The organism is Novosphingobium sp. DS6-6 (assembly GCF_057784975.1).
This window is the reverse complement of sequence record NZ_JBYNTS010000008.1, coordinates 114,860-128,487: the sequence shown is the minus strand read 5'-3', so window position 1 is coordinate 128,487 and position 13,628 is coordinate 114,860. Positions and strand designations below refer to the sequence as shown.

11 protein-coding genes are annotated in these 13,628 nt (G+C 65.4%); 4 read left to right on the top strand and 7 right to left on the bottom strand.

Annotation, left to right across the window (positions count from 1 at the left end):
- Position 1: 1 nt before the first annotated feature.
- Together AC3EDY_RS11410 and AC3EDY_RS11405 are read right to left on the bottom strand one after the other, a co-directional pair.
- Entirely contained in the window at positions 2 to 1,291 is a 1,290-nt protein-coding gene (locus tag AC3EDY_RS11410) for an adenylosuccinate synthase (protein ID WP_488572615.1), read from the bottom strand.
- Between the two features lie 187 nt (positions 1,292 to 1,478).
- On the bottom strand, positions 1,479 to 2,615 hold the full coding sequence (locus tag AC3EDY_RS11405; protein ID WP_488572614.1) for an ATP phosphoribosyltransferase regulatory subunit: 1,137 nt from the start codon (positions 2,613 to 2,615) through the stop codon (positions 1,479 to 1,481).
- A 216-nt stretch (positions 2,616 to 2,831) separates the two neighbouring features.
- Here AC3EDY_RS11405 and AC3EDY_RS11400 point away from each other — a divergent pair, with 216 nt between their 5' ends.
- On the top strand, positions 2,832 to 5,210 hold the full coding sequence (locus AC3EDY_RS11400; protein WP_488572613.1) for a TonB-dependent receptor plug domain-containing protein: 2,379 nt from the start codon (positions 2,832 to 2,834) through the stop codon (positions 5,208 to 5,210).
- A 68-nt stretch (positions 5,211 to 5,278) separates the two neighbouring features.
- Here the strand turns inward: AC3EDY_RS11400 and AC3EDY_RS11395 are convergent, their stop codons facing one another.
- Together AC3EDY_RS11395 and AC3EDY_RS11390 are read right to left on the bottom strand one after the other, a co-directional pair.
- Positions 5,279 to 5,686: a hypothetical protein gene (locus AC3EDY_RS11395; RefSeq protein WP_488572612.1), complete on the bottom strand. Its 408-nt coding sequence runs from the start codon at positions 5,684 to 5,686 to the stop codon at positions 5,279 to 5,281.
- A 25-nt stretch (positions 5,687 to 5,711) separates the two neighbouring features.
- Positions 5,712 to 6,173, bottom strand: a complete 462-nt coding sequence (locus AC3EDY_RS11390; protein WP_488572611.1) for a hypothetical protein — start codon at positions 6,171 to 6,173, stop codon at positions 5,712 to 5,714.
- A 49-nt stretch (positions 6,174 to 6,222) separates the two neighbouring features.
- Here AC3EDY_RS11390 and AC3EDY_RS11385 point away from each other — a divergent pair, with 49 nt between their 5' ends.
- Positions 6,223 to 8,268, top strand: a complete 2,046-nt coding sequence (locus AC3EDY_RS11385) for an energy transducer TonB (protein WP_488572610.1) — start codon at positions 6,223 to 6,225, stop codon at positions 8,266 to 8,268.
- A gap of 62 nt (positions 8,269 to 8,330) precedes the next feature.
- Here AC3EDY_RS11385 and serA read toward each other — a convergent pair whose 3' ends face one another.
- Both serA and AC3EDY_RS11375 read right to left on the bottom strand, forming a co-directional pair.
- The gene (gene serA, locus AC3EDY_RS11380; protein ID WP_488572609.1) at positions 8,331 to 9,914 is read right to left on the bottom strand and encodes a phosphoglycerate dehydrogenase; all 1,584 of its coding nucleotides are present in this window, start codon (positions 9,912 to 9,914) and stop codon (positions 8,331 to 8,333) included.
- Between the two features lie 183 nt (positions 9,915 to 10,097).
- The gene (locus AC3EDY_RS11375) at positions 10,098 to 11,234 is read right to left on the bottom strand and encodes a phosphoserine transaminase (RefSeq protein WP_488572608.1); all 1,137 of its coding nucleotides are present in this window, start codon (positions 11,232 to 11,234) and stop codon (positions 10,098 to 10,100) included.
- 196 nt (positions 11,235 to 11,430) lie between these two features.
- On the opposite strand from AC3EDY_RS11375, the gene AC3EDY_RS11370 reads away from it, so the two are divergent.
- Positions 11,431 to 12,111 carry an extensin family protein gene (locus AC3EDY_RS11370; protein ID WP_488572607.1) on the top strand — a complete coding sequence of 227 codons (681 nt, stop codon included), beginning with the start codon at positions 11,431 to 11,433 and terminating at the stop codon, positions 12,109 to 12,111.
- Positions 12,112 to 12,252: 141 nt separating this feature from the next.
- Here AC3EDY_RS11370 and AC3EDY_RS11365 read toward each other — a convergent pair whose 3' ends face one another.
- Positions 12,253 to 12,765, bottom strand: a complete 513-nt coding sequence (locus AC3EDY_RS11365) for a hemerythrin domain-containing protein (protein WP_488572606.1) — start codon at positions 12,763 to 12,765, stop codon at positions 12,253 to 12,255.
- A gap of 285 nt (positions 12,766 to 13,050) precedes the next feature.
- On the opposite strand from AC3EDY_RS11365, the gene AC3EDY_RS11360 reads away from it, so the two are divergent.
- A complete protein-coding gene (locus AC3EDY_RS11360) occupies positions 13,051 to 13,587 on the top strand; it encodes a PRC-barrel domain-containing protein (RefSeq protein WP_488572678.1) in 537 nt (178 codons plus the stop codon).
- Positions 13,588 to 13,628: the final 41 nt, after the last annotated feature.

Genomic DNA, 13,628 nt, shown 5'->3' with positions numbered 1-13,628 from the left:
ATCAATCGACAAACGGATCACGCACCAGGATCGTATCCTCCCGCTCGGGCGACGTGCTGACGAGCGCCACAGGCGTTTCGATAAGTTCCTGCACGCGCTGGATATACTTGATCGCCTGGGCCGGCAGATCAGCCCACGAACGGGCACCGGCAGTGGTGCCCTGCCAGCCGTCCATTTCCTCGTAGATCGGCTCGACATGGGCCTGGTCGGCGGCATGGCTGGGAAAATAGTCCAGGACTTTGCCGCCCAGGCGATAGCCGATGCAGATCTTCACTTTGTCGAACCCGTCAAGCACGTCGAGCTTGGTAAGTGCGATGCCGGTAACCCCGGAAATGGCGCAGGACTGGCGGGTGAGCACGGCATCGAACCAGCCGCAGCGGCGCTTGCGCCCGGTGACCGTGCCGAATTCGTGGCCGCGTTCGCCCAGGCGCTGCCCCACCGCGTCGGACAGCTCGGTCGGAAACGGGCCGGAGCCCACGCGCGTGGTATAGGCCTTGACGATGCCCAGCACGAAACCGGTGGCCGAAGGGCCAAGGCCCGAACCCGAAGCCGCCGTTCCCGAAACGGTGTTGGACGAGGTGACGAAAGGATAGGTGCCGTGATCGACATCGAGCAGCACGCCTTGCGCGCCTTCGAACAGGATGCGCGCCCCGGCCTTGCGCACGGCGTTGAGCCGCCGCCACACCGGCTGCGCGAACTGCAGCACATAGGGCGCGATGTCCTTTAGTTCTGCCAGCAGGGCGGCCCGATCGACGGGCGGCTGGCCAAAGCCGGCACGCAGCGCATCGTGGTGGGCGCAGAGCCGGTCGAGCTGCGCATCGAGCGCATCGAGATGGGCCAGATCGCAGACGCGGATCGCGCGGCGGCCGACCTTGTCTTCATAGGCCGGGCCGATGCCGCGACCGGTAGTGCCGATCTTGCCGGTGCCGGCAGCCGCCTCGCGCAAGCCGTCGAGATCGCGGTGCAGCGGCAGGATCAGCGGGCAATTGTCGGCAATGGCGAAGTTATCGGCGTTGACTTCCACGCCTTGCGCGGTGAGCTTTTCGATCTCGGCCTTGAGCGCCCAGGGATCGAGCACGACGCCGTTGCCGATGATCGACAACGTGCCCGTGACGATGCCCGATGGCAGCAACGACAGCTTGTAGACCTGCTCACCCACCACCAGGGTGTGGCCGGCGTTGTGACCGCCCTGAAAGCGCACGACCGCGTCGGCCCGGCTGGCCAGCCAATCGACGATCTTGCCTTTGCCTTCATCGCCCCACTGGGCGCCGATCACGGTTACGTTAGCCACAGATATGCTCCTCCACCTGCCAGGTGGGTCCCGAACAGCGCCCTTCGACAGGACTCGGCGCAGCGGGTGGGACGGGAGGACGCACGAAACGCGCCCGGTGAGTGCGGGAGGCGCCCTAGGGGCACCGCGCGGGCAAAGTCAAGCCCATGCCCGCGGCGCCGAAGATGCCCGGGCGGCCGGTGAAGGCTTACAGCGCGACCGGCCCCTGCCCGCGCAGAACGTGCGTGCAGCCAAGCTGCGCGGCATCGTCGGCCTCGCTCAGCGCGGCAACGGTGCGCCAGCCGATGGCCCGCAGCCGGCCAGCCACGCCGCGATCGTGCCCCAGCGGCAGGAACAGCTTTTCGGCAGGCGGTTCCTGGCTGGCGAGAAGATCGATCAGCGCATCGGGATAGAGCGAAAAGCCGGTCGCCACTTCGCCCTTGCTGCCTATAGCCCCGCTGCCGGGCGCCGCAATGCGATAAGTGCCGCCCCGGCCCAGCGCCCCGCGGACGCCATCGGCATAGAGCACGAAGCCGAACCAGGACTGGTATTCAAAGCCGTGCCGTTCGACCGGATCGAGCGTGAGGCGCGCGCGCCCGTCCAGCCGCAGGGCAATATCGCGAAGGGCGGCGATGCGCCCCGCCAGCGCGCCGCCCGCATCGATCGCGGCAAGCTTTTCGATCGCCGTATCGAAATCGCCGGTGGCATAGAGCAATGGGACATAGGCCTCGCCCCCCGCCTCCACCAGGCCGCCCGCGTCCTTGCTATCGAGTTCGCGGCGCACCGCATCGATCCGGCCAGGATCGAGCGGCAGGGCCTTTTCCGCCAGGGTATCGACCAGATCGGGCAACGTGAAATCGACGCTGACGCCCCTGGCACCGGCCGCCTGCAGCGCTTCGATCGCCACGGCGACCACTTCGGCCGCCGCCGCGATATTGTCCGCGCCGATCAGTTCGGCGCCGCACTGCAGCTTTTCCCGCGCCGGATCGAGCCCATCGCCCTTGATCGTCACGACCTGCCCGGCATAACACAGCCGCAGCGGGCGCGGCGCTGCGGCCAGGCGCGTGCCGGCGATCCGGCCGATCTGCGGCGTGATATCGCCGCGCAGGGCCATCATCCGCAACGATTGCGGATCGACGAAACGGAACATGCGGCGCGAGCTGATCCCGGCCATGCGGCTGGCCAGCGAGCGTTCGAATTCGATCATCGGCGGCAGGACCCGGTCATAGCCGTGGCCTTCCATCACGCCATGGATCGTGCGCATCACGCGCGTGGCCGCCGCCGCGCCGCGCGGCAGCCGGTCTTCAAGGCCTTCGGGAAGCAGATCGGGATCGCTGGTGTCCATGGCCCGCGCCTTTAGCGGCATTGGTTCGTGCCGGGTAGCGGAAAACACCGCTCGCACGCCGCTTCGTTGCGACGGTGCAACATGAGTGCCGAAATTACCGAGGCATGAGAATTTTCAAATTGTCGAACGCGCGTTTCCGTTTCTAGACGCCGGCAACGCTGCTGTGCCCTAACCAACAGAAATTGCAGCGCAACCGTTCGTAATGAGGGGTCTCGCATGATCACGACCAAACGTTTTGCCTATCTGGCCGGCGCTACTCTGGCGCTGCCGCTCGCCACCATCCAGCCCGCGCGCGCGGCCGACGAAGCGGCCGCCAGCCCGGAGCTTGACAACCAGATCGTCGTCACCGGCACCCGCGCCCAGAACCGCACCAAGCTCGATACTGTCTCGCCGGTCGACGTTCTTCCGTTCGAAGCGCTCAACCGCCAGGGCACGACCGAACTGGCCCAGGCGATCGCCAATGTCGCGCCCTCCGTCAACTTTCCGCGGCCTTCGGGCACCGACGGTACGGACTCGATCCGCCCAGCGACGCTGCGCGGCCTTTCACCGGATCAGACCCTGGTGCTGATCAACGGGGTGCGCGCGCATGCCTCGGCGCTGGTCAACGTCAACGGGTCGGTAGGCCGGGGCTCGGCCGCGGTCGATCTCAACACCATTCCCACCCTGGCTCTGTCGTCGGTCGAAGTGCTGCGCGACGGGGCTTCGGCCCAATATGGTTCCGATGCCATTGCCGGCGTCGTCAACATGCGCCTGCGCGAGGCCGATCACGGCGGCGGCGCGCTGGTGAGCTATGGCCTTTATGACACGCAGTTCAACGGCGCCCGGTCCGCGCGCCACATCACCGATGGCGACACGCTGACAGTCAGCGCCTGGCAGGGCCTGAAGCTTGGCAACAATGGCGGTTTCCTGACAGTGACCGGCGAGTTTCTCAATCGCCTGTCCACCGGTCGCTCCGACCTCGACATCCGGGCAACGCCGGCGGTGGTGCGCTCGCGCATCGGCGATCCCAAAGTGCAGCAGGGCACCGGCTATATCAATTCCTCGTTGCCGCTCGGCGATAGCGGGTGGAGCGCGTTCCTGTTCGGCGGATACCAGTTCCGCGACAGCACCAGCGCGGCCTTTGCCCGCCAGCCCACGAATGTGAACAACGTCCCTTCGGTCTATCCCGACGGCTTCCTGCCGAAGATCAACATCCGTTCGAAAGACCTGACCGCCACCACCGGGCTCAAGGGCAAGTGGGGCGAATGGGATGCCACGATCAAGCTGTCCTATGGCCGCAACCGGCTCGATTTCCGCACTCGCAATTCGATCAATGCGACGCTGGGCGCTTCCTCACCCACCGATTTCTACAGCGGGGCGCTGATCTATGACCAGTGGGTGGGCGGCATCGACGCGGCGCGCGCCTATCAACTGGGCGGCACCAGCCTGAACGTCGCCTGGGGCGTGGAAGGCCGACGCGAAGGCTATCGCATCAATGCCGGCGAAGAAGCGTCATACATCCGCGTCGAGGGTGCGCCGTCGGTCCTCGCCGGCGGGGCCCAGGGCTTTCCCGGCCTCCAGCCGACCAACGCGCTGCGGGTGAACCGGGTCAGCAATGCCGCCTATCTCGATCTGGAAGCGAAACTGCCCAGCGTTTTGACGATCGGCGCGGCCGTGCGCGGCGAGCACTATTCCGATTTCGGCGACATCGCCACCGGCAAGTTCTCGGCCCGCGCCGACCTCGCCAGGTGGTTCGCGCTGCGCGGCACGGTTTCGACCGGCTTCCGCGCGCCCTCGCTGCAGCAGCAGTACTTCACCTCGACCTCCTCGGTTCTGGTGGGGAGCAACATCGTCGAAACCGGTACGTTCCCGTCAACCAGCCAGATCGGCCGGTCGCTGGGCGGGCAGCCGCTGCGCCCGGAAAAGTCGGTCAACTTTTCAGCCGGTACGGTCGTCCGCCTGGGCGGGTTCGACCTGACGGTGGACGGATACCTGATCCGCATTCGCGATGGCCTTGGCCTTTCGGAAAATCTTGCGCTGTCGGCACAGGACGCCGCGCAGTATGACGTCTCGGCGGCGCGGTTCTTTATCAACGGCATCCGCACGACCACCAGGGGGATCGACGCCGTGGCGCACTACCGCCACGATGCCGGCAAAATGGGCATCTTCGATCTGACCGTGGCCGGAAACGTCAACGACGTCAGCGTCGACAGCTTTCCCACGAGCAACGGCAGCACGGTGCTGTTCGCCCGCCAGCGCATCGTGACCATCACCAACGGCAATCCGGGCGAAAAGGTCGTCGGCACGGTGGACTGGTCGCGTGGCAAGCTGGGGGCGACGGCCCGCGTGACCTATTATGGCAACGTGACCCAGCCGGCGGCCACCCCATCGGGCGATTTCCAGACCGGACGGCGGGCCATTGCTGATCTGGAACTGCGCTATCGGCTGCTGGACAAGGCCACGATCAGCGTGGGCGCCAACAACCTGCTGGATATCTATCCCGACAAGGTGCCCGCCAATCTGCTGGCCACCAACGGGGGCGTCGCCTTTCCGTTCTTCTCGCCGTTCGGCTTCAACGGGCGCTTCCTCTATGCCCGCCTCGGCGTGAACTGGTAACGGCCCAACGCGCCACGAAGATGGCGATATACATCAGGGGGCGGCCTTCGGGCTGCCCCTTTTTCTTTTCAGCGCGGCGTTTGTTTTGCGCGTGAAAGGCGGCGCAGATTGGCGCGCACTTTGCGCCGATAGATCCGCATGGCGCGCTGCGCCGCAGCCTGCGACGATTGCGGCGGCGATTGCTGGCCCAGATCGCGCCAGGGGGCCAGCGCCAGGTCCCGCCAGACCTCGCCCAAGGCGGCGATCTTTTCGGTGACCATGCGCCGGCTCTCCGCCTCGGCGCGCGGATCCAGCAGCGCGAACAACCACAGCCGTCGCGCGATGACCAGCGCCGCTTCGCCGCCCAGCATCATCTGCTGCTGCCAGAGCGGAAAAAGCAACGCAGGCCATGCAAAGGTGGCTTTGGCCCGGGCGGTTCTGGCTGGGGTGGTCATGGCTGGGGTGGTCATGGCGTGGCAACGGATCGCGCGGCGCAAAGGTTCCGTTTGCAAAGGTTTTGCTTCAAGGCGAGCCCTGCTGGCAGGCGGACTTCCACAGGGATAGATCCTGCGGCCGGAGCGGGCCGCGCCACGGCGGGCATCCGCCAGTCGGAACCAGCACGGCGATGGGAATCCCGAAACCCCCGTCAAGATGGCGCAGCGCCAGTTGCCTTGCCGCGGCCGGCGGCATCGTTTCGACGCGGCCCTGCAGACCTGCGGGCGCGGCAATTGGCCGGTCGAGCCAAGCCAGGACTACCCGATCGGGTGCGGCGGCGCGAACCAGCGCGGGCAGGTTGTCATATTCCGCCATGCAGGGCGCGCACCAGTGGGCACCGAGCAGCACGATGCGGCGTGGCGGGGCGCTCTCGTCCGCCGGTGCGGCCGCTGCTTGCCCTAGGGCGCATCCGAGCAAAAGCAGCAGGCCAACGACAGTTGGCAACACCGAAACACGGGTTCCAACAGCCGTGTTGGACAGCCCCCGCATGCCTATTTAATATTAAACCGCGACGCCATTGTAAATCTGGAGATAGCCGATGCGGGCGTGGACAGCCGGTCTTCTTCTGGCCACTGCGCTCGGCACCCCCGTACTGGCGCAGCAGCGGGCAAGCGCCGCGGCGCCGGGACCGGCCCAGCCGACAATGCAACAGCGGTTCGATGCCGCAGGTGACGCTGTCGAAGCAGGCCAGTGCGACAAGGCGCTACCCATGCTCGAAGCACTGGCGGCAGACAGCCGCATGAAACCGGGAAGCCTGCCCGCGCTGGTCGTCGCCGCGCGGCGCGGCACCTGTCTTATCCACAGCGACCGCGAGGAAGAGGGCGAGCCGGTGCTGGCCGCTGCCCTAGCCGATCTGGGCCGTTATGCGGCGCAAGTTCCCGCGGTGATCGCCAATGGCGAGGTTCTGCTGGGGCAGCAGGCCGCCGCACGCTGGGATCGTGACAGCGCGCTTGCCCATTTCCGCGCGGCTCTTGCGCTCACCACCGGAAGCGAACGCCTTCGTGCCCTTCATAATCTGGCCATGATCACCGCCTTCGACGGGGATGGGCAGGCAATAGAAGCGGCGAACGAGGGCCTCAAACTGACATTGGCCGACCCAAAGCCGGACAACGATCTTCTGGTCATCTGGCATGTGCTGATCGGGCGCACCTTGTTGAATCAGGGCAAGATCAAGGAGGCCAGAGAAGAATTGCAGACGGCCTTGCGCCTGACCGGAGGACTGCAACGTTCGACCGTCACGGGCCAGGATTCGGCGTTGCGCCAGGATCTGGCCCAGGCGGCCCTGCTCGATCACCAGGCCGAGGAGGCCCGCCGCTACATGGCCTATTCGGGAGCCGGCCATGTGGCCGGATCGCCGTTTGCCGTGGCGGCGAGGATGGACCTGCCGATGTGCGGGACGGAAACCGGCCTTACCCCCGATGACGTTGCCGTGGTGCAATTCGCGATCAACACCCAAGGCAACGTGACCGCTGCCCAGCCGGTCTACGCGACGGGTAACTATGCCAAGGCCAGCGCCTTTGCCCGCGCGGTTGCCGATTGGCAGTGGCGCCCGGAAGATGCCGCCAAGCTGCCCGCGTTCTTTCGCGCGACCGCGCGGGTGGAACTGCGTTGCAGCAAGGGCAATGGAGGCCTTTCGCCGTCGGCCCCGCTGCTGGATACGCTGGCCGCCTGGCGTGGCACCTTGTCGACCCGCCTGCCAGATGATGCCGGCTGGCCGGCATGGCTGGCCGCGGCCGACGCTGCCCGGCAACGCGGGGACAAGGCCGCGGAACTTGCCGCGCGGCTGGGCCTGGCCGATGTCGACCTGCGGGCCACCCACGATGTTCTCGCCTCGATCGATCGCGGCCTCGCTTTGGCCCAAGAGGGCGATTTGCCGCCCGGCGTGCGCAATGGCGCCCTCGTGATTTTGACGGCAAAGCGCGAGCAGGCAGCCGCAAGGAAAGCAGTACGCCGTAGCCAGAGCAACGCATCAAGCCGTCCGGCAACGATCGCTTTGGCGCAGGACGCGGCCATTGCCCGCGATCCGCTGGCGCGCAATAGCGCCCTGCTGCTGGGCATTCCCCTGGCGCCGCGCAGCGAAGACCGCGCGAACGTCAATGCCATGTTGCGCCAGGTGGCCGATGATGAACGGCTACCGGCCGGTCACCCCTTGCGCCAATACGCGCTGCTGCGTCTGGCCAACGATGCTGCCCAGCAAGGGCTTCTCGATGAGGCACAGCGTCTGTTCGCAACCACGGGCCTGACTGAGGAACAATGCGCATTGATCGGCCCCAAGCCGGCCTTGCAGCGCGTAAACAACAGCGGCGTGCAGTTTCCGCTCGAAGCCTCACGTTGGGGTTTCGAAGGATGGGTGCAGACCGAGTACGACATCCTGGCCGATGGCCGTCCCGCATCCCTGCGTTCCGTGGCCGCCTATCCGCCGTTCGTGTTCGATGAGGCGGCCCGGTCCGTGCTGGCAACGGCACGCTATCAGGCCAGCTACCGCCCGGCCAACGGCCCGGCATGCAGCGCAAATCGCGAAACCGTGAAATTCAGCATTCCGGAAAACCCGCTGACAATGCGGGAATTCAAGCGCAAATCGTGAAAAAACAAGGGCGGCGCCATGCAGCGCCGCCCTTGCCGCCTTTCAGGACCGGCCCGAACCGATCAGAACTTGAGCGCCTTGATCACGCGCACGCCCTGGATATCGCGCGCGGCGGAGAGCACGGCCTCGTTCACCGGGCTATCGATCGAAAGCAGCAGCACCGCTTCGCCACCGGCTTCGCGCCGGCCCAGGTGGAACGTGCCGATATTGATGCCGGATTCGCCCAGAAGCGTGCCGATCGAGCCGATGAAGCCGGGTGCGTCGGTATTGACGATATAGAGCATGTCGCCATCGAGATCGGCCTCGATACCGATGCCGAAGATTTCGACGAGGCGCGGCTGGCCGTTGCCGAACAAGGTGCCGGCAACCGAGCGATCACCCTGGCTGGTGGAAACGGTCACGCGCACCAGCGTGCGGTATTCGCCTTCGCGATCGTGACGCACTTCGCGCACGTCGAGCCCGCGCTCCTTGGCCAGGAACGGCGCGTTGACCATGTTCACCGTGGCCGAATACTGCTTCATCACCCCGGTCAGCACGGCCGCGGTGATCGGCTTCTGGTTGAGCTGGGCGGCGGCGCCTTCCACCTCGATGGCGATCTTGTCGAGATTGTCGTGCGCCAGTTGGCCCACCAGCGTGCCCAGCTTTTCGGCCAGCGCCATGTAGGGCTTGAGCTTGGGCGCCTCTTCGGCCGAGAGCGAGGGCATGTTGAGCGCGTTGGTAACGCCGCCGGTAACGAGATAATCGGCCATCTGTTCGGCCACCTGCAAGGCCACGTTGACCTGCGCTTCGGTGGTCGAGGCGCCCAGGTGCGGGGTGCAGATGAAATTGGGCGTGCCGAACAGCGGGCTGTCCTTGGCCGGTTCGGTTTCGAACACGTCGAGCGCGGCGCCGGCGATATGGCCGGAATCGAGCAGGTCCTTGAGCGCGGCTTCATCGATCAGGCCGCCGCGCGCGCAGTTGACGATGCGCACGCCCTTCTTGGTCTTGGCAAGGTTTTCCGCCGAAAGGATGTTGCGGGTCTGATCGGTCAGCGGAGTGTGCAGCGTGATGAAGTCCGCCTTGGCCAGCAGCGTATCGAGATCGGCCTTTTCGACGCCGATTTCCACCGCGCGTTCGGGCGTGAGAAACGGATCGAACGCCACGACTTTCATCTTGAGGCCCAGCGCCCGGCTGGCGACGATCGAGCCGATGTTGCCCGCGCCGATCAGGCCCAGCGTCTTGCCGGTCACTTCCACGCCCATGAAGCGGTTCTTTTCCCACTTGCCGGCCTGGGTGGAAGCGTCTGCCTCGGGTAGCTGGCGAGCCAATGCGAACATCAGCGCGATGGCATGTTCGGCCGTGGTGATGGAATTGCCGAACGGAGTGTTCATCACCACGACGCCCTTTGCCGAGGCCGCGGGAATATCCACGTTGTCGACCCCGATGCCGGCGCGGCCGACGACCTTTAGATTGGTGGCGGCCTCGAGAATGTCCTTCGTCACCTTGGTGGACGAACGGATCGCCAGGCCATCGTACTGGCCGATGATCGCTTTCAATTCATCGGGTGTCTTGCCGGTGATCACATCCACGTCGCAGCCGCGCTCTTCGAAAATGCGGGCGGCGTTGGGGTCCATCTTGTCGGAAATGAGAACCTTGGGCTTGGTCATGGTCTTGGCTCCTTGGGAACGCTGCGCAACGGCAGCGCGCGCCGGCGGTCCGGCAGGAATGGGAACAGGCGATTCATTCCTCCGTCATGCCGGACCTGGTCCGGCATCCCGCTTCTCGGGCACGCTTGATACCGTGATGAAAAAGCGGGACCCCGGATCAAGTCCGGGGTAACGGGTTGCAGATCAGGCGTCGGCCGGGGCAGTCAGTCGGGCATAGGCCCAGTCGAGCCAGGGACCGAGTGCCGTGATGTCGGCCGCATCGACCGTGGCGCCGCACCAGATGCGCAGGCCCGCCGGGGCATCGCGATAGCCGGCGATGTCATAGGCCGCGCCTTCCTTTTCCAGCAGGCCGGCGAATGCCTTGATGAAATCGGCATCGGCGCCTGCGACGGTAAGGCAGACCGACGTGCGCGAGCGGATGCCGCTGTCGACCGCCAGATGGCCCAGCCATGGACGCTCGGCCACGATCTTGTCGAGCGCATGGGCATTGGCCGCGCAGCGCGCCTTGAGGCCTTCGAGACCGCCCACCGACCTGGCCCATTCCAGGGCGAAGATCGCGTCTTCCACCGCCAGCATCGACGGCGTGTTGATAGTTTCGCCCTTGAACACGCCTTCGGCCAGCTTGCCTTTGGACACGAGGCGGAACACCTTGGGCAGCGGCCAGGACGGCGTGTAGGTTTCGAGGCGCTCAACCGCGCGCGGGCCGAGGATCAGCACCCCGTGCGCGCCTTCGCCGCCCAGCACTTTCTGCCACGAGAACGTGGCAACGTCGATCTTGTCCCAAGGAATGTCATAGGCAAAGACCGCGCTGGTGGCATCGGCAAAGGTCAGTCCCTGGCGATCGTCGGGGATCCATTCGCCGTCCGGCACGCGCACGCCGCTGGTGGTGCCGTTCCAGGTGAACAGCACGTCATCGGCAAAATCGACTTTCGCAAGGTCGGGAAGCTGGCCGTAATCGGCGCGCAGCACTGTCGGCTCAAGCTTGAGTTGCTTGACCGCGTCGGTAACCCAGCCTTCGCCAAAGCTTTCCCAGGCCAGCGTGGTCACACCGCGAGCGCCGAGCATTGTCCACATCGCCATTTCGAACGCGCCGGTATCCGATCCGGGCACGATGCCGATGCGGTGCGTGGCGGGCAGTTGCAGCACTTCGCGCATCAGGTCGATCGCCAGTTGCAGGCGTGCCTTGCCGATCTTGGCACGGTGCGAGCGGCCGAGTGATTCGGTGGCGATCTTGTCGAGGGAATATCCTGGCGGCTTGGCGCACGGACCCGAGGAAAAGAAAGGACGCGCCGGCTTTGCGGCGGGAATACCAACAGTCATGTAGACTCTCCTTACAGAGAGCACGCGCGGCGTTGGGACCGCGTGGCCCGGCGCCGCTCATAAGGGCAGGGGCAGGCTTGTCAATCCGCGATGATTGCATGGGCGCGCGGCGGTTCGTCGCAAAATGGGCTGACGCCCCTGTTTGCGCGCTTTTCATTTTACCGCATAGTAACCAAGACTGCGCGACGTTAATCCTATGGCACAACACGCTCTTCTGGCCTGGGCCATGCTGCCGGCGGTTGTCCTGGCCGGCTGTGTCGGCACGCAGGATGCCCCGCGCCGCACGACGCGGATGGGTTCGCGCCCGGTGGTGCAGTCGGCGCCCTCAGCCGCCGCCACGCGGGCCTGCATGCTTTCGCTGCGTCAGAATGCCATTGCCTATGTGCCCGTGCCCGACCAATATTACGGCGCGGGATGCAGTACGATGGGCAGCGTGCGCCTGGCTTACCTGCGCAGCGACTCCGCGCAACTTGCTCTGGCGAACGCCGGGCCGGTAACCTGCCCCCTCGCCAATGCCCTGCAAGGCTGGGCACGGTTTGGCGTGGATCGTGCCGCGCAGCAGATTCTGGGCAGCCCGCTGGCGAAAATCGAAACGATGGGCAGCTACAACTGCCGCAACGTGGCCGGCACCGCGCGCCGCTCGGCCCACGCCACGGCCAATGCGATCGACATATCCGGGTTCGTCCTTGCCAATGGCCGTCGCCTGACGGTGCTGCACGACTGGCAGGACGAAGACCCGCAGATCCGCGCGTTTCTGCGCGCCGTGCATACCAGCGCGTGCAAACGCTTCAACACGGTGTTGAGCCCCGATTACAACGCGGCACACCGCGATCACCTGCACCTGGAAGTGGGCAGCGGGCGGCCCCTGTGTGGATAGATCTGCGCACAAAAAGACAGGCGAATAATTCCGTGCGGCCGATGTCGCGAGGTCGTTATGGCATCGACCGGCAAATGCGCATGAACTGGCGAACGAAAAGGGCCGGCAGGACATGCCTGCCCTGCCAGCCCTCGATCGGCTTCAGACCGGCTGCAGCCTGACGGCGGTGGGCTTGGCGGGCGGCAAGGCGCCCGCCTTGGCCTGGGCCAGCAGTTCCTGCTTGCGCACCAGCATCAGGTCGCGCAGCGCGACGAGATCGACATCGGCCTTGCGGCACTGGCCGAACATGCCGTCGCCGCGCCCTTCTTCTTCCTTGACGTGATGCTTGATCTCCTCGGCCAGCACCGTCACCTTGGCGTCGAAGAAATCGTCGTCGGGTGATCCAGCCTCGATATCGTTGATCAGCACCTTGGCACCGTCATGTTCGACATAGGCTTCGTCAAGCGTGTCGTCCTCGATCTTGCCACGGAAGGCAGGATAGAAAATTTCTTCCTCGATCAAGGTATGGACTTTCAGTTCGAGGCAAATCTGCTGCGCCAGCTTTTTCTTGGCGCTTGGCGATTTGGCATTCTCGAACTGTTCGAACAGATCCTCGACTTTGCGGTGATCGGCTTTGAGAAGAGCGATCGCATCGGTAAAGGTTGCATCGGCCATCGGAACGGTCCTTGGAAACGAGGGAAAACTGCAGGCAGTGCTTGTGGCGGAAGAATGGCAGAGGCACGAAACCGGTTCCAAGCGAACGACTCGCAACAACGGAAGGGCATCGACAGGAGGTCCGGCGCAACCTGGCGAGAGGCCGCGCTTGCCGCGACACCAAAGCCAGGCCCATGCGTTGTCCGGTTTCCGCTTTCTGACGATGTTTCCGCTTTCTGACGATGGAGCTGCCGCTTGGAAGACATTGCAGGCTGGATTGCCCCCATAGCCACGACGATCGCCGCGATGATGACCGCCGCCAATCTCGGCGCGCGGGTTACCGGCTGGGGCTTTGTTGTCTTTACGGTGGGCTCGATCGCATGGTCGATGGTCGGATTTGCCTCCGGCCAGACCAACCTTCTGGTTACCAACGGCTTTCTGACGCTGGTCAATCTGATGGGAATCTGGCGCTGGCTCGGCAAGCAGCGTGCTTATGAAGATGGCGGCAAGTCCGCCACAGAGGCCAGCCGTCGATCCCCCTATCCCACGCTGTTTACCGCCACCGGCATCGCCGGAGCGCCGGTGGCTGCCGCAGACGGCGAGGCGATCGGCAAGGCAGTCGAAGCGCTCTTTGCCTGCGAAGACGGCCGGATCAGTTATGTCGTCGTCGCATCCGGCAGTGTCGGCGGGATCGGCGAGGTCCTGCGGGCAGTGGAACGGGCCGAGCTTTACTTTGCCGGCAACGGGCTGCGGTTGCGGCAATCCCGCGACTGGTTCGAAACGCTTCCGCCGCTGGCCGATGGCGACTGGCCGGCAGCCCCGGCAGAACTCCACGCCGCCTAGCGCGACGATAGCCGCAAGCGCTTCGCCTCGGCGCAAAAATG